The sequence below is a fragment of the Thauera aminoaromatica S2 genome (assembly GCF_000310185.1).
GTDB lineage: Bacteria > Pseudomonadota > Gammaproteobacteria > Burkholderiales > Rhodocyclaceae > Thauera > Thauera aminoaromatica.
The window spans coordinates 1-22,431 of the sequence record NZ_AMXD01000058.1 but is presented as its reverse complement, the minus strand read 5'-3'; the positions used below and the strand labels follow the sequence as shown (position 1 = coordinate 22,431).

General features: G+C 71.3%; 15 protein-coding genes. 8 read left to right on the top strand and 7 right to left on the bottom strand.

The window, feature by feature from the left end; genetic code table 11:
* Window positions 1–88 precede the first annotated feature (88 nt).
* The 6 genes from C665_RS10610 (at window position 89) to C665_RS10585 (ending at window position 8,407) form a co-directional block, all read left to right on the top strand.
* Window positions 89–3,349, top strand: coding sequence for an eCIS core domain-containing protein (locus C665_RS10610; RefSeq protein ID WP_004308563.1), 3,261 nt, complete (start codon window positions 89–91; stop codon window positions 3,347–3,349).
* Between the two features lie 229 nt (window positions 3,350–3,578).
* Window positions 3,579–4,115 (top strand): cytochrome b, encoded by a 537-nt coding sequence (locus C665_RS10605; RefSeq protein WP_004308561.1) that lies wholly within the window; start codon window positions 3,579–3,581, stop codon window positions 4,113–4,115.
* A gap of 35 nt (window positions 4,116–4,150) precedes the next feature.
* On the top strand, window positions 4,151–4,711 hold the full coding sequence (locus C665_RS10600; protein WP_004308560.1) for a YceI family protein: 561 nt from the start codon (window positions 4,151–4,153) through the stop codon (window positions 4,709–4,711).
* Between the two features lie 85 nt (window positions 4,712–4,796).
* The gene (locus C665_RS10595; protein WP_004308558.1) at window positions 4,797–5,375 is read left to right on the top strand and encodes a YceI family protein; all 579 of its coding nucleotides are present in this window, start codon (window positions 4,797–4,799) and stop codon (window positions 5,373–5,375) included.
* A 259-nt stretch (window positions 5,376–5,634) separates the two neighbouring features.
* Window positions 5,635–6,987, top strand: coding sequence for a UDP-glucose dehydrogenase family protein (locus C665_RS10590; protein ID WP_004308556.1), 1,353 nt, complete (start codon window positions 5,635–5,637; stop codon window positions 6,985–6,987).
* 358 nt (window positions 6,988–7,345) lie between these two features.
* Window positions 7,346–8,407, top strand: coding sequence for an NAD(P)-dependent alcohol dehydrogenase (locus C665_RS10585; protein ID WP_004308554.1), 1,062 nt, complete (start codon window positions 7,346–7,348; stop codon window positions 8,405–8,407).
* Between the two features lie 63 nt (window positions 8,408–8,470).
* Here the strand turns inward: C665_RS10585 and C665_RS10580 are convergent, their stop codons facing one another.
* The 7 genes from C665_RS10580 to C665_RS10550 all read right to left on the bottom strand — a co-directional run bounded on the left by C665_RS10580 (window position 8,471) and on the right by C665_RS10550 (window position 15,315).
* Window positions 8,471–8,713: a thioredoxin family protein gene (locus tag C665_RS10580; protein WP_004308552.1), complete on the bottom strand. Its 243-nt coding sequence runs from the start codon at window positions 8,711–8,713 to the stop codon at window positions 8,471–8,473.
* A 2-nt stretch (window positions 8,714–8,715) separates the two neighbouring features.
* The gene (locus C665_RS10575) at window positions 8,716–10,185 is read right to left on the bottom strand and encodes a permease (protein ID WP_004308550.1); all 1,470 of its coding nucleotides are present in this window, start codon (window positions 10,183–10,185) and stop codon (window positions 8,716–8,718) included.
* 174 nt (window positions 10,186–10,359) lie between these two features.
* Window positions 10,360–10,914 carry a sigma-70 family RNA polymerase sigma factor gene (locus C665_RS10570; protein ID WP_004308549.1) on the bottom strand — a complete coding sequence of 185 codons (555 nt, stop codon included), beginning with the start codon at window positions 10,912–10,914 and terminating at the stop codon, window positions 10,360–10,362.
* Window positions 10,915–10,950: 36 nt separating this feature from the next.
* Window positions 10,951–12,015 carry an ACR3 family arsenite efflux transporter gene (gene arsB / locus C665_RS10565; RefSeq protein WP_004308547.1) on the bottom strand — a complete coding sequence of 355 codons (1,065 nt, stop codon included), beginning with the start codon at window positions 12,013–12,015 and terminating at the stop codon, window positions 10,951–10,953.
* A gap of 1 nt (window position 12,016) precedes the next feature.
* The gene (locus C665_RS21370; RefSeq protein WP_004308546.1) at window positions 12,017–12,913 is read right to left on the bottom strand and encodes a metalloregulator ArsR/SmtB family transcription factor; all 897 of its coding nucleotides are present in this window, start codon (window positions 12,911–12,913) and stop codon (window positions 12,017–12,019) included.
* Window positions 12,914–12,936: 23 nt separating this feature from the next.
* Complete coding sequence (gene arsJ / locus C665_RS10555) at window positions 12,937–14,268, bottom strand: organoarsenical effux MFS transporter ArsJ (protein WP_004308544.1); 1,332 nt, start codon at window positions 14,266–14,268, stop codon at window positions 12,937–12,939.
* Window positions 14,269–14,271: 3 nt separating this feature from the next.
* A complete protein-coding gene (locus C665_RS10550) occupies window positions 14,272–15,315 on the bottom strand; it encodes an ArsJ-associated glyceraldehyde-3-phosphate dehydrogenase (protein WP_004308542.1) in 1,044 nt (347 codons plus the stop codon).
* Between the two features lie 383 nt (window positions 15,316–15,698).
* Here C665_RS10550 and recC point away from each other — a divergent pair, with 383 nt between their 5' ends.
* Window positions 15,699–19,343 carry an exodeoxyribonuclease V subunit gamma gene (gene recC, locus C665_RS10545; protein ID WP_004308540.1) on the top strand — a complete coding sequence of 1,215 codons (3,645 nt, stop codon included), beginning with the start codon at window positions 15,699–15,701 and terminating at the stop codon, window positions 19,341–19,343.
* A partial coding sequence (locus C665_RS10540; protein ID WP_004308538.1) for a UvrD-helicase domain-containing protein occupies window positions 19,340–22,431 on the top strand: 3,092 nt, incomplete at its 3' end. The genes recC and C665_RS10540, both read left to right, overlap by 4 nt.

Below are 22,431 nucleotides of genomic sequence, written 5' to 3'. Positions count from 1 at the left end.
CGCGCCGGCCACCCGACCTGCAGCCACGACCGGCCGTGCCGGCCCGGCGGCACCCGCGACGGCCGCGAGCCGCCTGCCTCCACCGTCCATGCCGGCCTACGCACGTCCCCCCGCACGCGTGAGCCAGCCCGGCGAGAACATCGAGCGCGAGGCCGAGGCGCACGCCGCCGCCGTCGCCCCGACGAACTCGCCCCATCCGACGCCGGACTCGGCCCCCGCGCCAGTACCGACCCGCAGCACCGAAGACAGCGCGGGCGCGTCCTCGGCTGCGAACGTCGGCTCCACCCCCCCACCCGCATCCGCCTCCGCCTCCGCCGACGCGAACTCGCCCTCCGCGCGCCTTCCCGCCTATGCCGCCGGCCGTGTCGAAGCGCGCCGCGGGCGCGGCGATCCGCTGCCGGCCGATGCCCGCGCCCCGCTCGAGGACCACTTCGGTCGCGACTTCGCCGACGTGCGCCTCCATTCGGACGCCGAAGCGGCGCGCCTCACCGCTGCGCTCGGCGCACGCGCGTTCACGTCGGGGCGCGACATCTACCTCGCACCGGGCACCGTCGCCTCCGACACCGAGGAGGGGCGTCACCTCCTCGCGCACGAACTCGCCCACGTCGTGCAGCAGGATGGCCAGGCCGCGGCGACACTCGCGCGCGCGATCGAACCGCCCCCTCCGGCCCGCTACCACGAGACCGAGCGCAGCGCTGCCGCCCTCGCCGCACTGGATCGCCTCGAGATCCCCGCGGTGAAGGCGCGCCACCTGCCGCTCTACAGCGGCCTCGCGCAGGCGCACCAGCTCAAGCGCGTGCGTGGCTACGGACGCGAGGGCGCCGACCAGCGCTCGGTATGGAGCCGCCAGGTCGAGGTCGGCGCCGACGCCGTGCGCGAACGCCTGACCGAACGCGGCATCCCGGTTCCCGCCGACCCCAGCGGCCGCGTACGCCTGAAACTGCATCGCGGCGCACGTACGACGTCGAAACGCCTGTCCGAGCTGCAGACCCTGCTGCGCATCCCCGAATGGGACCGCGAGGGCCGCAGGCGCGATTTCCAGGTCGACCACATCGTCGAACTGCAGGTCTCCGGCCAGATGGGCTCGGGGGTGGGCAACAGCGTCGAGAACATGGAGCTCCTCGACCAGCCCTCGAACTCGAGCTCGGGCGGCACGATCCGCAGCAGCATCTATCGCAAGCTCGACGGCTTCCTCGATACCCTGGAGCCTCGACCCGACCGAGCAGGCTTCCTGCGCGGACACGACCTCGTCTTCACCAGCGTCGCAGCAACCGGCGCGGGCTCGGCGGCGACGGGCTCGGCGTGGTGGACCAGGGCCGAGATCGAGCAGGCCCACACCCTCGGCACCGCGAGCGCCCCCACCGCCGCCGAAGACGGCGACCGCGCCGGCAGCGCCGAGGAGTTCATCCTCAGCGCCGCCCCCGGCGGCATCGCCGTGGGCCGCTTCCGCCACAGCCCCGGTGCCGCGCCCACGATCGGCGCCACCCAGGCCCGCGCGCTCGCCGGCCTGCGCATCACGGCGATCGCGCTCACCGACCTTACCGGCACGCCCGACGGCCCCGTCGGCACGCTCTCGGCAGAATGGGACCTGCCCGCCGACTGGCAACCCGCCAATCCTGCGATCACGATCTCGCTCCAGGGCGATGGCGAGTACCGCGGCTACCCGTCGGCGCTTCCCGGCCTCGATCTCGAGTACCGCCATCTCAGCCCGGTGAGTTTCACCCGCATCTCCACCGAAGACGGCGAGCTGTACGCCGAGGGCACGCTCACGCCCTCGATCCCCATCCTCGCAGCTCCGCTGACGGTGCAACTGCGCGGACGCGAGCTCGGCTTCGCGCTCGACTACGGTCCGGAACAGGTCAGCCTGCCGATCCCGCGCACGACGATCGACGACGCCTGGGTCAGCGTCTTCTATTCGACCACCCGCGGACTGGGCGTGGGAGGCGACATCCTGTATTCGATCGAGGGGGCAGGCAGCGGCGAGCTCGGCGCTTCGGTCTCGACCGGCGGGGGCGTCGCCTTCGAGGGCGGCTTCACTTTCGATCCCGCCCTCTTCGACCGCGCTCGCGTTCGCGCCTGGTGGCGTGATGGTCGCCTGGGCGCCGAAGGCACGATCGGCATCGATACCCCGGACAAGATCCGTGGCATCCGCAGCGCGACCGCCTCGGTCCGTGTCGATGAAGGGCGCTGGTCGTTCAACGGCAGTGCCGAACTCTCCGTGCCCGGTCTCAGCCAGGCCTCGATCGCGATCCGCCAGGGCGAGGGCGGACTCGAGCTCGCGGGCGACGTCGCCCTCGCCACCAACCCCGCCATCCGCTCCGGCACCCTGCACGTCGAATGCGCGCAGACCGACGGCGAGTGGAAGGTCGCGGCGAGCGGCACCGCTCAGCCTGCGATCCCCGGCGTCGACGCGGAGCTCGCCGTCACCTATGCGGACGGCGCCTTCGACGCGCGCTTCTCCGGCGCCTTCCGCCGCGGCATGCTCTCCGGCCAGCTCAGCGTCGGCGCCACCAACCGCGCCGTCGCTGCGGACGGGAGCCCCGGCGGCCCGCCCAGCGCTCCGGATGCGCCCATCGTGGTCTACGGCAGCGGCTCCGCGACCGTGCGGATCGCCCCCTGGCTGCAGGGCAGCGCGGGCCTGCGGGTCGCTCCCGACGGCGAGCTCACCGTGTCCGGCGAGATCGCCCTGCCCGATTCGCTGGAGATCTTCTCCCGGCTGGAGTACGACAAGCGCCTGTTCGGCATGTCGACGCAGATCCCCATCGTCCCCGGCGTGGTCGCCGAGGTCGGCGGCAATCTCAGTGCCAACGCCAGCGTCGGCCCCGGGGCACTGGACCGGCTCGCTGTCCGCATCGAATACAACCCCGCACACGAGGATGACACCCACGTCACCGGCGAGGCCCACCTCGAGGTTCCGGCGCAGGCAGGCCTGCGGCTCGGCGCGCGTGCCGGCGTCGGCCTCGGCATCACCGGCGCCAGTGCCACCGGGGGCCTCGAGATCGGCGGCGCCCTCGGCATCGCAGGGGCTGCCGAGGCTGGCGTGCGCATCGACTGGATGCCCTCGCGCGGCCTCGAGATCGACGCCGAGGCCGCGCTCCACGCCCAGCCGCGCTTCCGCTTCGACGTTTCCGGCTACGTCGCCGTCACCGTGCTCGGCGCCAGCCTCTACGACGAGCGCATCGAGCTCGCCGCCTATGAGCTCGGCTCTGGCCTCGAGTTCGGCGTTCGCTTCCCCGTGACCTACCGTGAGGGAGAACCCTTCGACCTCTCCCTCGACGACCTCGAGTTCCAGGTCCCCGAGGTGGATCCGGCGGCGATGATCAGGCAGCTGGGGGAGACGATCTTCTGATTCGCGGAGAGGGCGGGAGGTGAAAGCGCCCCGACCCCATCCCCCGCTCGGAGGGAGCGAATCGCGCAACCCGAGGCCCGGCCTCGGCGGAAAACAGGCTCAATTGTTGCCAAATCAGCAACGAACCTTTGCCCGACTTCGGCTGTTTAAGCCTTGTGGATGAGTCTAAAGTGCAACCAGCACGAACATCTGGCCGGCGCCCCCGATCGACGGCCGAAGGACCAAGCACATGGACACGCACTACACCGCCACCGCCAAGCTGCTGCACTGGCTCATCGCGCTGATGATCTTCGGCATGCTCGGATTCGGCTTCTACATGACGGGTCTGGACCTGTCGCCCACCAAGCTGGAGCTCTACTCCTGGCACAAGTGGGCGGGCGTGACGGTGTTCCTGCTCGTGCTGGTGCGCCTGGCCTGGCGGATCGGCCACCGCCCGCCGGCGCTGCCCGCGCACATGCCGGCCATCGAGCGCCTGGCCGCGCATGCGGGCCACCACCTGCTGTACCTGCTGATGCTCGCGATCCCGCTCAGCGGCTGGCTGATGAGCTCGGCCAAGGGCTTCCAGACGGTGTGGTTCGGCGTGCTGCCGCTGCCCGACCTGCTCGCCAAGGACAAGGCGCTCGGCAATCTGCTCGAGACCGTGCACGTGGCGCTCAACTTCACGCTGATCGCCGTACTGCTCGGCCACGTCGGCGCCGCGCTCAAGCATCACTTCATCGACCGCGACGACGTGCTGACCCGCATGCTGCCGCGCCGCCGGGGCTGAACCGGCCTCCTCCATCGCACACAGGAACCCGCGCCATGAAACGCATCGCCCTCGCCCTGCTCGCCTCCTTCGCCTTCGCCGCGACCACCGCCCACGCGGTGGAATACGGCGAGGTCCAGCCCGACAAGAGCCGCATCGCCTTCGACTACCAGCAGATGGGGGTGGCGATGCAGGGCACCTTCGGCAAGTTCGCCAGCGCGCTGCGCTTCGATCCCGCCGCGCCACAAACCGCCTCGGCCCGCATCGAGGTCGAGCTCGCCAGCGTCGACACCGGCAGCGAGGAAGGCGACGACGAGGTCGCCCGCAAGACCTGGTTCGACACCAAGGGCTTCCCGGTCGCGCGCTTCGAGTCGAGCACGGTGAAACCGCTCGGCGGCAACCAGTACGAGGTCGCCGGCAAGCTCACCATCAAGGGCACGACGAAGGACGTCGTGGTCCCCGCCACCTTCACCCCGCAGGGCGGCAGCGGCGTCTTCGAGGGCGCCCTGACCATCCGGCGCGGCGACTTCTCGATCGGCGAAGGCGCCTGGAAGGCCTTCGACGTGGTCGCCAACGACGTCGTGATCCGCTTCCGCATCACCGCCGCGGCACGCTGAGCCGCGGCAGCCGGGCAGCATCGTTCCCGCGCCATCGTTCCAACCCTTCCGTTCCACCCATCTGCCCTCCACAAAGGACCACCACATGAACCGTATCGCCCGCCTCACCGCCGCCCTCCTCGTCTCCGCCGCTGCCGCCTCGCCCGCGCTGGCCGCGCCCCAGACCTACGTCGTCGATGGCACCCACACCTTCCCGAGCTTCTCGTACAGCCACTTCGGCCTGTCGACCCAGCTCTCCAAGTTCGACAAGACGACCGGCACCGTGACGCTGGACAAGGAAGCGAAGACCGGCGCGGTCGACATCACCATCGACATGAAGTCGGTAAACACCGGCTACGAAACCTTCAACGGCCACATCCAGGGCGAGGACTTCCTCGACACCGCCAAGTACCCGACCGCCACCTTCAAGTCGACCAAGGTGAGCTTCGACGGTGACAAGCCGGCCACCATCGACGGCGAGCTGACCATCAAGGGCGTGACCAAGCCGGTGACGCTGAAGGTGAGCCACTTCGTCACCATGCCGCACCCGATGCTCAAGAAGGACACCATCGGCGCCAACGCCAGCACGGTGATCAAGCGCAGCGAGTTCAACGCCGGCAAGTTTGCCCCGCACGTGGGCGACGACGTGACCATCACCGTCTCGCTGGAAGCCATCCAGAACTAAGCTGCAGGCGCGGCGGCAGGCGCGAATTCGGCGATCGGGAGGGTGAGCTGCATCGGTTGCCCGACCGCCGAATTCGCGCCTGGCACTCCCGCGTAACTCGACGCATCCTTTGTAGGAGCGGCGCAAGCCGCGAATCCGCCGATGCGGCGACCGACGCGCTCCCGGGGCGCTTCGCAACCTCCCCTTCACGCAAGCTTCACGACCGCTTCACCCGGACTCCCTAGCTTCTGGCGCATTCGCGCAAACAGGGATGTCCTTCATGAAGCTCGCCATTTTCGGTACCGGCTACGTCGGCCTGGTCAGCGGCGCGTGCCTCGCGGAAGTCGGCCACGACGTGCTGTGCATGGACGTCGACCAGGCCAAGATCGACCAGCTGCGCGCCGGCACCATCCCGATCTGGGAGCCCGGCCTGCAGCCGATCGTCGAGCGCAACCTCGCCGAGGGCCGCCTGCGCTTCACCACCGATGCGGCCGAGGCGGTGCGCCACGCCGAGGTGCAGTTCATCGCCGTCGGCACCCCGCCCGACGAGGACGGCTCGGCCGACCTGCAGTACGTGCTCGCGGTCGCCGAGGAGATCGCCCGTCACATGCCGGGCTACCGGGTGATCGTGAACAAATCCACCGTACCCGTCGGCACCGCCGGGAAGGTGCAGGAGCGCATCGCGCAGGTACTCGCCGAGCGCGGCGAGACGGTCGCCTTCGACGTCGTCTCCAACCCCGAATTCCTCAAGGAGGGCGCGGCGGTCGCCGACTTCCTCAAGCCCGACCGCATCCTCGTCGGCACCCGCTCGGCGCGCGCGCAGGAGCGCATGCGCGAGATCTACGAGCCCTTCAACCGCAACCACGAGCGCACCCTGTTCACCGACGTGCGCAGCGCCGAGCTCACCAAGTACGCCGCCAATGCGATGCTCGCCACCCGCATCAGCCTCATGAACGAGCTCGCCAACCTCGCCGAGCGCCTCGACGCCGACATCGAGGAGGTGCGCAAGGGCATCGGCGCCGACCCGCGCATCGGCTACCACTTCATCTACCCCGGCTGCGGCTATGGCGGCTCGTGCTTCCCCAAGGACGTCCGGGCGCTCGGTCGCATCGCCGAGCAGGTAGGCTACGACGCGCCGCTGCTGCGGGCGGTGGAGGCCGTGAACGAGCGCCAGAAGAACACCTTGTTCGCCAAGCTCGCCGACCACTTCGGCGGCGCCGGCGGACTCGCCGGACGCACGATCGCGGTCTGGGGCCTCGCCTTCAAGCCCAACACCGACGACCTGCGCGAAGCCCCCAGCCGCAGCCTGATCGAGGCGCTGTGGCAACACGGCGCGCGCGTGCAGGCCTACGACCCGGTGGCGATGGACGAGATGCGGCGGCTCTATGGCCCGCGCGCCGACCTGGCGCTGGCGAGCAACAAGTACAGCGTGCTCGAAGGCGCGGACGCGCTGGCGATCTGCACCGAGTGGCAGCAGTTCCGCGCGCCCGATTTCGACGAGATGGCGTCCCTGCTTCAGGCCAAGGTCATCGCCGACGGGCGCAACCTGTACCCACCGGACCGCCTGCGCGCCGCCGGCTGGCACTACTACGGCATCGGCCGACCCGAGCGCCCCCAAGCCGCAGTCCCGTAGAACAGACGTGGACATCGCGACTTGCGTCGCTCCTGCAGAACCGCCGGGCCAGCGGGCACGGCGGCACTGGCTGTGGGAGCGACGCGAGTCGCGATACGGCGTGCGGGCCAACGATCGCGCAGGCCGCAAGCCACGATCCCGCCTCCCCTCGCTCCGGCAAGAACCGTCGGGCCCACCGGAGGTGGCGGGGGCCTTCTGCCTCACAATGAGGCAATCGCCCGCAACCCTTGTGCCTCGCGGCTTGCGCGCGTTTGTCCACAGCCCCGCCCACATGCCTTTCCCCATCGGCTGGGGACAACACCGGAGCCGGAAGGCTTTCTCTGGTTATCATCCCGCAACCCAACCCGAGGCCCCCCCGATGACCGTCAAAGCCTATGGCGCCCATGCCGGCGACCAGCCCCTCGAAGCCATGGAGATCACCCGCCGCGCGCCCGGCGCGCACGACGTGCAGATCGAGATCGCCTTCTGCGGCGTATGCCACTCCGACCTCCACCAGGTGCGCTCGGAGTGGCCGGGCACGCTCTACCCCTGCGTGCCCGGCCACGAGATCGTCGGCCGCGTGTCGGCGGTGGGCGCACACGTGAAGGGCTTCAAGACCGGCGAGCTCGTCGGCGTGGGCTGCATCGTCGACAGCTGCCAGCACTGCGAGGACTGCGACGCCGGCCTGGAGAACTACTGCGACGGCATGGTCGGCACCTACAACAGCCCCATTGCCGACGCCCCCGGCCACACCCTGGGCGGCTACTCGCAGCGCATCGTGGTGCATGAGCGCTACGTGCTGCGCATCCGCCACCCCGAGGCCCAGCTCGCCGCGGTGGCGCCGCTGCTGTGCGCCGGCATCACCACCTGGTCGCCGCTGCGCCACTGGAAGGTCGGCCCCGGGCAGAAGGTGGGCATCGTCGGCATCGGCGGGCTGGGCCACATGGGGGTCAAGCTCGCCCACGCGCTCGGCGCGCACGTGGTCGCCTTCACCAGCTCCGAGTCCAAGCGTGCAGCCGCGCTCGCGCTCGGCGCCGACGAGGTCGTGGTGTCACGCGACGAGGGCGCGATGAAGGCGCGGCGCAAGTCGCTGGACTTCATCCTGAACACCGTCGCCGCCCCCCACGACCTCGACGCCTGCCTCGCGCTGCTCAAGCGCGACGGCACGATGAGCCTGGTCGGCGCGCCGGCCTCGCCCCATCCCTCGCCACAGGTCTTCCACCTCATCATGAAGCGCCGCAAGCTCGCCGGCTCGATGATCGGCGGCATCCCCGAAACCCAGGAGATGCTCGACTTCTGCGCCGAGCACGGCATCGTCGCCGACATCGAGATGATCCGCGCCGAACAGATCGACGCGGCCTACGAGCGCATGCTGAGGGGCGACGTGAAGTACCGCTTCGTGATCGACAGCGCGAGCCTGGCGGGGGAAGGCTCCGCCTGAGCGGCCGCGCTCATCCGCTGAAGAGGCCGTGCTCGACGCGTTACGGCATGTCAAGCACTGCGCCTACCCCGCCGCGCGGATCCACTCCGCGATCGTCGCCGCGGTCGGAATCCTCCCCGACGACACCAGCTTCTCGTTGATCACCAGCCCGGGCGTCTTCAGCACGTCGTAGGCGACGATCTGCCCCATATCGGTGACCTTGGTGACTTCCGCCTCCACGCCGGTGGCGGCGAGGGCCTCGTGCACGATCTCTTCGAGCTTGCGGCAGTTGGCGCAGCCGGGGCCGAGAACCTTGATGTCGAGCATGATCAGACTCCTTTGAGGGTAGAGGCGGTCGCGCGCCTGCTGGCGATCGCCAGCAACACCGCAAGCACCGCGATGAAGCCCGCCAGGTAAAGCGCGAGCGAGAACAGCGAAGCGCCGTCGATCCAGGCGCCGTAGATGAGACCGGCCACGGCGCTGAACAGCGCCACCAGGCCGACGTAGGTGAAGGTCTTCCTGCGGCCGATGATCGCCGAGATGATCAGGATGCTCTGCAGCGACAGCTCGGGGTCGGACATCAGGTAGGCGAGCAGCGGGCCGCGGTGCATGCCGAGTTCGAGGAACATCTTGGCGATCGGCACCTCGACCAGGGTCGGGAAGTACATGAACACGCCGAACACCACGCCGGCCAGGTTGCCGGTGAGCGAGTTCGTGCCGGCCAGCATCTCGATCCACTCCGGGCGGATCAGCACGCGGATCATGCCGACCACGAACACGCCGACCACCAGCAGCGGAAAGATCTGCTTCACGAAGCGCCAGGATTCCCACAGCCAGTCGCGCAGTTCGTCCTCGCTCAGGCGATGGCGCACGATGAAAGCCAGCGCCGCGAGCGCGGCGGCGACGGCGAAGAACTTGCCGGTGAGTCCGATGCGCAGCCCGCCATCCACCGGCTGCACCGCCAGCGCCGCCACCAGCAGCGTCGCCGCGATCAGCGCGAGGCTGACCCAGGTCCACGCGTTGGCGCCGTCGGCGATGTTCTCCAGGCCGCGCCAGGCGGCATAGCCGATCGAGGCCAGCAGCGCGATCAGCACCACGCCCTGCACCGACACGCCCTCCTCGCCCTTGGCGGCGTCGTAGGGCACCAGGCGGTCGAGCGCGGCCTGCCAGCCCTGCGCGTCGCCGATCGGAAGCTGGAAGTTCAGGTAGGTCCCGGTCAGCACGTCCAGCTTCAGCGTGCCGGCCAGCAGCAGTGCCACCCACACGAACAGGAACACCAGCGCCATCCGCCCCATCCCCGCCCCCTGCGCGCCGAAGGCGCTGTCGGTGGCGAGGTCGTGCGCGGCGTCGTCGGCACGGAAGAGCAGCGCCATGATCAGGCCGATGCCGATGCCGAAGGTGAGCGACAGCAGGAAGCGCGCGACGGCGAGGTCGGGCCCGATGATGCCGCCGGTGTAGACCAGCGCGAGGATGTTGGCGGCCGGGGCGAAGAACAGGAAGGTGATCGCCGGGCCGAGGCCCGCGCCCTTCTTGTAGATGCCGGCAAAGAGCGGAACGATGGTGCACGAGCACACCGCCAGCAGCGAGCCCGCCGCGGCAGCCGCCGGGTAGGACACGGTCTTGCTGGAGTTGCGCCCGAGGAAGCGGGTGATGGTCTCCTTCGGGATCAGCGCCGACATCGCGCCGGCGATGAAGAAGGCCGGCAGCAGGCACAGCAGCACGTGCGCCGCAAGATAGGCGGCCAGATTGCCCAAGCCGCCATAGAAGACGGGGAGGACCCAGGAAGACAACGCATCCATGACACGAACTCCAGCTCGAGAAACCTGCATCCCGCCATGCGATCGGATCGACCTAAAGACGAAACCTAGTCGCCTGCGCGGTCGCCGGCAAGCGGCTCCAACCATGAAGACGCACGAGTGGTGAAAAGGATGCAGGCGCAGGTGCGGGATGCAGGCGGGGGATGCAGGCGGGGGCTAGAGCGGCGGGCGCGGCACGAAGCAGCACACCTTCCCGTGCTCGTCGAGCTGCACCTGGCAGGCGCGCAGCAGCTGCGCGCGCAGCCTCTGCCGTGCGCGCTGCACGCGCGACTTGGCGCCCGACAGCGACAGGCCCTCGAGTTCGGCGAAAGCCTGTTGCGTCATCCCGCCGATGTCGCAGCGCTCGATCGCCTCGCGGTCCTCCGCGGCGAGCTCGCCGAGGACGCGCGGCAGGCAGGCCGAGAGCAGGTCGACCGGCGCCGGGCCGTCCTCGCTCGCGAGGTCGGGCGCCGGCGCGGCGAGATCGTCCGGCAGGGGCACGCTCGCGTGCGTGCGTCGCGCGTTGTCGATCACCAGGTTGCGCGCCACCGCGAAGAGCCAGGCACGAGGGTTGCCGACGGCGCAGAAGCGCTCGCGCTGGCGCACCGCCTTGAGAAAGAGGTCGTGGAGCAGGTCCTCGGCCTCTCCCGGCTGGCGGAGGTGATGGCGCAGGTAGCGCAGGAGCTCGGCCTCGTGCGCCGACCAGGCGTCGAGCAGGCAGGGGACGGTCACGCCGGCGCTCCCGCGCGCGGCAGCTCGACGCCTCGCTCAGCCACGCGCGCCACCCGGTCGGTCGAGAGCCGCCTGCGGCCCTGCCGCGGACGGAAACCAATGCCGCGTTCGATTGACGATCGCCACCAGCGACAGCATCACCGGCACCTCCACCAGCACACCGACCACGGTCGCCAGCGCCGCCCCCGAATTCAGCCCGAACAGCGAGATCGCCACCGCCACGGCGAGCTCGAAGAAATTCGAGGTGCCGATCAGGCAGGCCGGGCCGGCGACCTCGTGCGGCAGCCTCATCACCTTCGCGGCGAGATAGGCGATGAGGAAGATGCCGTAGCTCTGCACCAGCAGCGGCACGGCGATCAGGCCGATCACCAGCGGCTGTTCCACGAGGGTGCGCGCCTGGAAACCGAACAGCAGCACCACGGTGGCGATCAGACCGACGATGGACCAGGGCTTGAGGCGAGCGACGAACCCGGCCACCGCCTGCGCCGAGCGACGCTCCAGCACATGCCGCGTCGCCATGCCGGCGAGCAGCGGCAGCACCACGTAGAGCACGGTCGACAACAGCAGGGTCTCCCACGGCACGACGAGATCGGTGACCCCGAGCAGGAAGGCGGCGATGGGGGCGAAGGCGAACACCATGACGAGATCGTTCACCGACACCTGCACCAGGGTGTAGTTGGGGTCGCCCTTCACCAGCTGGCTCCATACGAACACCATCGCCGTGCACGGCGCCACCCCGAGCAGGATCATGCCGGCGATGTACTCGCTGGCCGAAGCCGGATCCACCCAGGGCGCGAACAGGTGCTGGAAGAACAGCACGCCGAGCGCCGCCATCGTGAAGGGCTTGATCAGCCAGTTCACGACCAGGGTCAGGACGAGTCCCTGCGGCTTCTTGCCGACATCGCGAACGGCGTGCCAGTCGATCTGGATCATCATCGGGTAGATCATCACCCAGATGAACACCGCCACCACCAGGTTCACCTGCGCGAACTCGAGCCCGGCGATGGCCTGGAAGGCCCCGGGCGCGAGCAGCCCGAGGCCCACCCCGGCGAGGATGCCCAGCCCCACCCAGACGGTGAGGTAGCGCTCGAAGAGTCCCATCTCAGGCCTCCACTGCGGCCGGCATCTGGCCGATGCGGTCGATCTCGTGCTGGACCGCGAGGCGGTCGAGCGTGGCCAGTGGCAGGCTGGTGAAGAGGCGCAGACGATCGAGGAGCTGGTTCAGCGTCAGGCTGAAGGCGTCGAGCCGGCGCCGCTCGCCGCCCTCGGCCTTCACCGGATCGGCCACACCCCAGTGCGCGGTCAGCGGCTGACCCGGCCACACCGGGCAGGTCTCGCCGGCGATCGTGTCGCACACGGTAAATACGAAGTCCATCTGCGGCGCATCCGGCGCGGAGAACTCGTCCCAGCTCTTGCTGCGCAGCGCGCTCGTGTCGTAGCCCTGCGCCTTCAGCACCTGCAGGGTCATCGGGTGCACCTCGCCGCGCGGCGCGCTGCCGGCGCTGCAGGCCTTGAAGCGGCCCTGGCCGATCCGGTTGAGGATGACCTCGGCGATGATGCTGCGCGCCGAGTTGGCCGAGCACAGGAAGAGCACGTTGTAGCACTCGTCGGACATGGAAGACTCCGGTCGTCGTGTCTGGCCCGCCGCGTGGCGCGCGGCGGGCGTGGTGGATCCGGTCGTGGAAGCGCTGCCATCCAGCCCGCACAGTGCAGGCGCACCGCCGCAGCATTCCTCGGTGAGGTAGGCGATCAGCCCGCGCATCCGCGCCATGTCGGCGCGATAACGCTGGAAGCGCCCTTCCTGTTCGGCCGAGACCAGCCCCGCCTGCGCGAGCGCCTTGAGGTGGAAGGACAGGTTGGTCGGCGGCAGACCGAGCGCGCTGGCGAGCTCGCCGGCCACCCTGCCCTGCGGCCCGGCACGCACCAGCAGGCGGAACACATCCAGGCGGATGCCCGAGGACAGCGCCTCGAAGGCGGAAACTGCGGCTTTCTCGTCCATTCGGATCTCTTCGTCAAGCGGAGTCAGGGGGCCGCCCGGGCGGCGTCATGGCGTTCGAGCGGCAACGCCAGCGTCACCAGCCAGCACGCCAGCAGCATCGCCGCCGAGCCGACGAGCGCGTACAGCAAGCCGCCCCACTGGTACAGCAGTCCCGACAGCAGCGTGCCGATGAAGCGCCCGAGCGCGTTCGCAGCGTAATAGAAACCGACGTCCTCCGCCGCCTTCTCCGAGCCCGCGTAGGCCAGCACCAGGTAGGAATGCACCGAGGAGTTGACCGCGAAGACGAAGCCGAACAGGCCGAGGCCGCCGACCACCACCCACTCCAGGCCGGGCGCCTGCAGCCACACCGCCACCGCGAGCGCGGCGGGAATCAGCGCCAGCAGCGCCGACCACAGCCGTGCCGCCGGCACCTCGCGGCTCAGGCCATCGGCACTGCGGCGCACGATCTGCGGCGCCAGCGCCTGCACCAGGCCGTAGGCGATCGTCCACCCGGCGAGGAAGGTGCCGACCATCGTGAAGGTCCACCCCGCCGAGTAAAGGAACACCGGCACCCCGACCACGAACCACACGTCGCGCGCGCCGAACAGCGCCACGCGCGCCGCGGCCAGCGCGTTGATGCCGGGGCTCTTGGCGAACAGCTCGCGCACCGAGCCCGACGCCTTCTTCCTGCCCATCATCGGCGGCAGCGCCAGCAGCACGCCAGCGAGCACCAGCGCCAGCAAGCCCGCCATCACCCACAGCGCACCACGAAAGCCGAGCACCTCCAGCAGCACCCCGCCGAGGAAGAAGCCGATGCCCTTCATCGCGTTCTTGCTGCCGGTGAACCAGGCCACCCACTTGAAGAGCTGGCCCGCGCCCTGCTCGTTGGCCTCGGCCTGGAACTGGGCCTGAGTGAGCTTGATCGCCGACTTGCTGGCCGTCTTGGTCAGGTCCTTGGCGACGCCGCAGATGCCCTGCGCCACCACCACCCAAGCCACCGCCATCGTTGCTGTCCATCCGGGGTCGAGCGCGGACAGCAGGCCAAAGCCGAGAATCTGCGTGACCAGCCCCACCGCCAGCATGCGCGCGATGCCGTGTCGCGTCGCCAGCCAGCCGCCGACCAGGTTCGCCAGCACACCGGCCGCCTCGTAGAGCAGGAACAGGAAGGCGAGCGTGAACGGCGAGTAGCCCAGGCGATAGAAATGCAGCAGCACCAGCATGCGCAGCGCGCCGTCGGTGAGCGTGAAGCCCCAGTAGGCGGCGGTGACGATGGCGTAGTTGCGCGCGGCGTGTTGCGGGCCGCCGCCGGGCCGCCCCACGGAGGATCCAGCCCCCTCGGGGGGCAGCGAACGCAGCGCGCGTGGGGGCTCGTTCATGTTTCAGAGGCCCACGGCTTCCATGTGGCAGGCCAGATCCACCATGCGGCAGGCGTAGCCCATCTCGTTGTCGTACCAGGCGTACACCTTGAGCAGCGTGCCGTCGGTCACCATGGTCGACAGCGCGTCGACGATGGCGCTGCGCGTGTCGCGCGCGTAGTCGATGCTCACCAGCGGGCGCTCCTCGTAGCCGAGGATGCCGGCGAGCGGGCCTTCCGCCGCGGCCTTGAACAGCGCGTTCACCTCCTCCACCGTGGTCGCGCGCCGCAGCTCGAACACGCAGTCGGTGAGCGAGGCGTTGAGGACCGGCGCGCGCACCGCGTGGCCGTTGAGCTTGCCCTTCAGCTCCGGGTAGATCAGCGCGATCGCGGTGGCGCTGCCGGTGGTGGTGGGCGCCAGGCTCAGCAGCGAGCTGCGCGCGCGGCGCAGGTCCTTGTGCGGCGCGTCGACCACCAGGTTGGTGTTGGTGGGATCGTGGATGGTGGTGATCTGGCCATGGCGGATGCCGAGGTTTTCATGCACGACCTTGACCACCGGCGCGAGGCAGTTGGTGGTGCACGAGGCCGCCGTCACGATGCGGTCGCGCGCCGGATCGTAGAGTTCGTGGTTGATGCCGACGACGATGTTGAGCACGCCGCCGGTCTTCACCGGGGCCGCGACGATCACGCGCCTGGCGCCGCGGTCGAGGTGGCCCTGCAGCGCCTCGGGGGTGAGGATCTTGCCGGTGCATTCGAGCACGACATCGACGCCCAGCTCGCCCCAGGGGATGTCGGCCGGGCTGGCGTGGGCGGAGAAGGACAGGCGCCGGCCGTCGATGCGGATCGCGTCCTCGCCGTCGGCGCGGATGTCCGCCCGCCAGCGTCCCTGCACACTGTCGAAGGCGAGCAGATGCGCGCTCGCCGCCGCGCCGCCCTTGATCTCGTTCAGATGGACCACCTCGAGGCGATTGTCCGCACGCGGGTCGTCCGCCTGCCGCTCCGCCGCGCCCATTGCGGCGCGCAGCGCCAGGCGACCGATCCGACCCATGCCGTTGATGCCGACTTTCATCTCGCACCCCTACTGATCAACATTTTTAGAATTGTTGAATTATAACGAGGCGACGTTACGACGGTGTGAAGATTCGGAGGCGGAAGCGTCAAGGCGCTTGAGGCGAAGCGTACGCGCGGCGCATGTGATCGCGACGCGCGTCGCGCCTGCAACGACCTCCGCAGTCGCAGCAGTTCTCCGCAGGAGCGACGCAAGTCGCGATCAAGGCTCTTGCCGTCACGCCACGACTCTCCGCAGGAGCGACGCGAGTCGCGATGCACCGGACTGCGCCGCCCCCAGCCGGTCCGGTGGGACGAGGCATAATCTGCGCACGACTCGCGGCGCATGCGGACGAATACGCCAAACCATCCCGCACGGCTGCGCACTGAACGATGCCCTCCAAGATGACCGCCCCTGCCCCCGCCGCCTCCCTCCCCCCCGGCTTCATCGCCCTGCACGGCAACCGCATCGAGACCCTGCTCGACACCGTCGCCGGCTGGCTGGCGCAGCATCCGCTCGCCCCCCTCGAATCCGAGGTGATCCTGGTGCAGAGCAACGGCATGGCGGAATGGGTGAAGATGGCAATCGCGCGCCGGGCCGGGGTATGCGCGGCGGCGGCGGTGCAACTGCCGGCGCGCTTCCAGTGGCAGACCTACCGCCAGGTGCTCGGGCGCGCGCAGGTCCCGGCGCGCTCGCCGCTCGACAAGACCGCGCTCGCCTGGCGGCTGATGCGGCTGCTGCCCGAGGTGCTGGCCGAACCCGGCTTCGCGCCGGTCGCCGGCTACCTCGCGGATAACGACCCCGGCCGCCGCTTCCAGCTCGCGCTGCGCATCGCCGACCTCTACGACCAGTACCAGGTGCACCGGCCCGACTGGCTCGACGCCTGGGGAGAAGGGCGCGAGGCGCTGCCCGACGCCGGCCGCGGCGAGACTCCACTCACCGGCCGCGGCGAGACTCCACTCGCCGGCCGCGGCGAGACCCCGCTGCCCGAGGACCAGCGCTGGCAGGCACGGCTGTGGCAGCGCGTGGTCGACGAGCTCGACCCGCAGCAGCGCGCGCTGACCCGGCCGCAACTGCACGACCGCGTGCTCGCGGCGCTCGACGCGATCGCGGAGGACGCCGCCCTGCACCCGGCCGCCGCGCTGCCGCGCCGCGTCGTGCTCTTCGGCATGACCCACGTGCCGCTGCCCACGCTGCAGCTGCTCGCCGCGCTGTCGCGCCACGCCCAGGTGCTGCTCGCCATCCCCAACCCCTGCCGCTTCCACTGGGCCGACATCCTGGACGGGCGCGAGTGGCTGCGCATCGCCCGCCGCCGCCAGCCGCTGCGCGACGGCCGCGAGCTGCAGGACGTCGGGCTGGACGCGATGCACCTGCACGCCCACCCGCTCCTCGCCGCCTGGGGTCGCCAGGCGCGCGACTTCGTGCGCCAGCTCGACGCCTTCGACGACGCCGAGCAGACGCGCGCGCGCTTCCCGCTCGCCCGCATCGACCTCTTCGACGACGACCAGGACACCCACGACGTTGCCCAGCCCACCCTGCTCGTCCAGGTCCAGCGCCACATCCGCGACCTCACCCCGCTCGCCGAGCATCCGCACCCGCCGGTGCCGGCCGAGGACCGCTCCATCGTCTTCCACCTCGCCCACAGCCCGGTGCGCGAGCTCGAGATCCTCCACGACCAGCTCCTCGCCCTGCTCGCCCGGCCCCCCGGGGACAAGCCGCTGCGCCCGCGCGACATCGTCGTGATGGTGCCCTCGATCGACGACTTCGCGCCGGCGATCCGCGCGGTCTTCGGCCAGTACGGCCGCCACGACCCGCGCCACATCCCCTTCGACATCGCCGACCTGTCGGCGCGCGCGAGCAGCCCGCTGATGGGCGCGGTGGAGTGGCTGCTGCGCATCCGGCACGACCGCTGCCGGCTGTCCGACCTCGGCGCCCTGCTCGACGTGCCCGCCATCGCCGCCCGCTTCGGCCTTGCCGAGGAGGGGCTGCCACGGCTCACCGGGTGGATGCGCGGCGCCGGCATCCGCTGGGGCCTCGACGCGCGTCACCGCGCAGGGCTCGGCCTGCAGGCCTGCGGCGAGCAGAACAGCGCGCTCTTCGGCCTGCGCCGCATGTTGATGGGCTACGCCGCCGGGCGTTCGGAGGTCACGACGGACGCGCCTTTCGCCGGCATCGAGCCCTACGACGAGGTCGGCGGCCTCGACGCCGAGCTCGCCGGCGCCCTCGCCCACCTGGTCGAGCGCCTGATCCGCTGGCAGGCCGACAGCCGCCGACCCGCCACGCCCGCGGCCTGGACCCAGCGCCTGCGCGCCCTGCTCGCCGACCTGGTGCGTGCGGTGGACGACACCGACCGCCAGACCCTGGCCGCGCTCGACGACGCCCTCGAACGCTGGCTCGAGGCCTGCGACGAGGCCGCTTTCGAGGCCGAGCTGCCGCTCGCCGTCGCCGCCGAGGCCTGGCTCGCCGCGCTCGAGAGCCCCGCGCTCGACAAGCGCTTCCGCGCCGGCGGGGTCACCTTCTGCACGCTGATGCCGATGCGTGCGATCCCCTTCGAGGTGGTCTGCCTGCTCGGCATGAACGACGGCGACTATCCGCGCCGCAGCCCGCGCAGCGACTTCGACCTCATGGCCCTGCCGGGCCAGCAGCGCCCGGGCGACCGCGCCCGCCGCGACGACGACCGCCAGCTCATGCTCGAGGCCCTGCTCTCGGCCCGCCGGGTGCTCTACCTGAGCTGGTGCGGGCGCAACGTGCGCGACAACAGCGTGCAGCCGCCCTCGGTGCTGGTCGCCCAGCTGCGCGACTACCTCGCCGCGGGCTGGTCACCCGCGGTGGTGGCCGAACGCACCGTCGAGCACCCGCTGCAGCCCTTCAGCCGGCGCTACTTCGAGCCGGGCACGCCCTTGCTCACCTACGCGCGCGAGTGGCGCGCCGCACACGTCGAGGCGGCAGCGCAGGACGATGCCGTGCCGTCGCATGACGGGCAGGCGAACCGCGAAGCCACGGGCCGCGCAACTCGTCCCACGCGCGGCGAGGCTGCCTCCCCGCCGCTGCCCCCCTTCGTCCCCGACCCGGCGGTCCCGCTCACCATCGCGGCGCTCGCCGCCTTCCTGCGCAACCCGGTCAAGGTCTTCTTCCGCGAGCGCCTCGGCGTGGTGTACGAGGACGTGGACGAGGCCCTGCCCGACGACGAGGCCTTCGGCTTCGACGGTCTCGAGGAACACGGCCTGGTCGAGGAACTCGCCGCCGCGGTACTCGCCGATCTCGCCCTGCTGCCACCACCCGAGCTGCACGCCTTCGCACTCGAAGCCGCGGTCGAGGCCCAGCTCGGACGCATCGAGCGCGCCGGCCGACTGCCGATCGGCGGCCTCGGCCTGCGCGCCCGCGCCGCACTCGGCGAGGCCGTGCTGCCGCTGCTGCGCGCGTGGCGGCTGGTCCGCGCCAGCCATCCCCTCGACGCCGAGCGCCGCAACCTGCGCTTCGCGCATGCCGGCGCGCTCATGGAGGACTGGCTGGACCACCGCGTGCGCGCCGACGAGCACGCGCTACCCTCGTGGCTCGCCCACGACCCTGGCCGCCTGCTCGAAGACGCCGACAAGGGCACGCTGCGCCCCTGGCGCCTGCTGCTGCCCTGGGTGCGCAGCCTGCTCGCCGCCGCGGCGGACAGCCCGAGCGGCGGCCTGCTGGTCGGCCGCGACGCCACCGTCCACATCGTCCCCACCGACCCCGCCGTCGCGCGCGCCCTGCTCGCCCGCCTGATCGAGGCCTGGATCGCGGGCCTGGGCGAGCCGCTGCCGGTGGCGGCCCGCACCGCGCTCGCCCTCGTCGGCGAGGGCAAGCCGGCCGAAGCCTACGAGGGCAGCGAGCACCGGCGCGGCGAGGTCGAGGAGGCCAGCCTCGCGCGTTGCTATCCCGACTACGCCGCGCTGATCGAGGACGGCCGCTTCGAGCACCTCGCGCGCGCGCTCTACGGCCCGCTGCTCGAATGGATGGACAGCCACGTCGAGGCCGTCCCCCACCCGGCACCCGAGACCCAGGAGTCTGCCCGATGAGCCACCGCCTCGACCCCGCCTGCTTTCCGCTGCGCGGCAGCCGCCTCATCGAGGCCAGCGCCGGAACCGGCAAGACCTGGACCATCGCCGCGCTCTACCTGCGCCTGGTGCTCGGCCACGGCGACGCCGACACCGCCTTCGCGCGTCCGCTGCTGCCCGCCGAGATTCTGGTGATGACCTTCACCCGCGCCGCCACGCGCGAGCTCTCCGAGCGCATCCGCGAGCGCCTGCGCGAGGCTGCGGCCTGGTTCCGCAACGAAGACGCGGGCAGCGCACCCGACCCCCTGCTCGACGAACTGCGCGCTGCCTACCCCGACGCGGCCGCGCGCCGCAACGCCGCCTGGCGCCTGGCGATGGCGGCCGCGGCCATGGACGACGCGGCGGTGTTCACCATCGACGCCTGGTGCCAACGCATGCTGCGCGAACACGCCTTCGACAGCGGCAACCCCTTCGACGAGGAACTCGCCGCCGACGAGAGCGTGCTGCTGACCGAGGCCGCGCAGGACTACTGGCGCCAGCACTGCTACCCGCTCGCCGGCGAGGCGCTGGAGCTCGTACTCGCGCAGTGGGCCGACGTGCACGCCCTCGTCGAGGACATGCGCGCGCTCGTCGGCCAACCGCTGCAGGGCGCGGATCGGGATGACGGCGGGGACCGGGATCGGAGCGCGGATCCCGGCGACCAGGACGGCGTGCGGCGCGATTCGGCCGGTGGCGAAACCCTGGCCGCGCTGATCGGGCGCGTCGGCGGCGCGCACCGCCGGGCGCGGGTGGCGCTCTCGCGTGGCTGGGCCGAGCGCGCGCGCGCCATGAAGGACTGGCTGGACGAGGAACTCGCCACCAAGGCCAAGCTGTGGAATCGCACCAAGCTGCACGAGCGCTATTACACGCCCTGGCTGGAGGCGCTCGAACAGTGGGCGCGCAACCCGCTCGACCGCAGGCTCGAGCTCCCCGACAGCGCCCGCCACCGCCTCACCCCAGACGGCCTGCTCGAGGCGCGCAAGGCCGACGCCCCGGCGCCCGTGCTGCCCGAGCACTTCGCCGCCTTCGCCGGCCTGATCGAAGACCACGACGCCCTACCCGACCCGCGCACCGCGCTACGCATCCACGCCGCCACCCGGGTCGGCGAGCGCCTCGCCGAGCTCAAGCGCCAGGCGCGCAGCTTCGGCTTCGCCGACCTGCTCGACCGTCTCGACCGCGCCCTCGCCGGGCCGCACGGCGCGCGCCTGCGCGAGCGCATCCTCACCCAGTACCCGGTGGCGCTGATCGACGAGTTCCAGGACACCTCGCCTCTGCAGTACCGCCTCTTCGACGCGCTCTACCGCGCCGCCGACGACGACCCGCGCAGCGCGCTGCTGCTGATCGGCGACCCCAAGCAGTCGATCTACGGATTTCGCGGCGCGGACATCTACAGCTACCTGCAGGCCCGCCGCGCCACCGCCGGCCGGCACTACATGCTCGGCACCAACTTCCGCTCGGCGCACGCGCTGGTGGGCGCGGTCAACGCCTGGTTCGCCCAGGCCGAGGACCGCCCGGGCGCGGGCGCCTTCGGCTTTCGCGACGGGGCGGACAACGCCCTGCCCTTCGAGGCGGTGGCGGCGCAGGGGCGCGAAGAGGTCTTCCATGCCGATGGCGGCGTGCCCCCGGCGCTGCTCATCCACCATGACCTGACGCTGCGCAGCGCCGGCGAGATCCGCCGCCTGTTCGCCGCGCGCTGCGCCGAGCGCATCGTCGGCTGGCTCAACGACGAGCACGCCGGCTTCCAGGCCCCCGGCAAGGCATTCCAGCGCCTGCGCCCGGCCGACATCGCGGTGCTCGTGCGCAGCGGGCGCGAGGCCGCGGAGGTGCGGCGCGCGCTGCGCCGGCGCGGCCTGGCCTCGGTCTATCTGTCGGACAAGGACTCGGTCTTCGCCAGCGCGGAGGCGCACGACCTGCTGCACTGGCTGCGCGCGGTGGCCTCGCCGCTCGACGCCCGCCTCGTGCGCGCCGCGCTCGCCACCCGCACGGTGGGCCTGTCGATCCCCGAACTGGCCCGGCTGGCGAGCTCGGACGCGGCCTTCGACGCGCGCAGCGAGCAGTTCCGCGCGCTGCACGTCGCCTGGCGCGAGCTCGGCGTGCTCACCATGCTGCGCCGCAGCCTGCACCTGCTCGACCTGCCCGCGCGCTGGCTGGCCGAGCCCGAGGGCGAGCGCCGGCTCACCAACTTCCTGCACCTGGCCGAGCTGCTGCAGCAGGCCGGCGCCACGCTCGAGGGCGAGACCGCGCTGGTGCGCTGGCTGGCGATGACGATCGAGGCCGGCGGCAGCGGCGCCGGCGAGGAACAGGTGGTACGCCTGGAGAGCGACGCCGACCTCGTCAAGGTGGTCACGGTGCATAAGAGCAAGGGTCTCGAATACCCCGTGGTCTGCCTCCCCTTCGCCACCAGCTTCCGCGCGGTGGAGCGCAGGACCGCGCGCTACCTCAAGCTCGCCGACGCCAGCGGGCGGCGGCGGCTCGCGCTCGACTACGACGACGCCGACCTCGAACGCGCCGAGGCCGAGCGCCTGCGCGAAGACCTGCGCCTGTTCTACGTCGCGCTGACGCGCGCGCGCCACGCGCTGTGGATGGGCTTCGCCGCGGTCAGGATCGGCAAGGGCAAGGCCTGCCAGACCCATCGCAGCGCGCCCGGGCACCTGCTCGCGGGCGGCGCTGCGCTCGACGAGGCCGCCTGGCTCGCCCCGCTGCAGGCGCTGGCGACAGCCGCCGCGCAGGATGGCGCGACCGGCACGGAGGCCGACGGCCGCACCCGCATCGCGCTCGAGGCCGCGCCGCCCGAAGAGGCGCACACCCTGCTGCGCCGGCGCGAGGCCTTGCCGCCGCTGCAGGACAGCGCGCCCTACCGCGCCGACTTCGAGCGTCGCTGGTCGCTCGGCAGCTTCTCCGCGCTGGTGCGCGACATCGATCCGGCGCAGATGGTCGCCCTGCCGGGCGCCGGAAGCGCGCCACCGGCGCCCGCACGCGGCACCACCGCCGACCTCTTCGCCGCGGCGCCCGATGAAGCCGGCTCGGCAGCCCCCCTGGCGGCGGACGATTGCGGCCAGGCCGAGGCGGC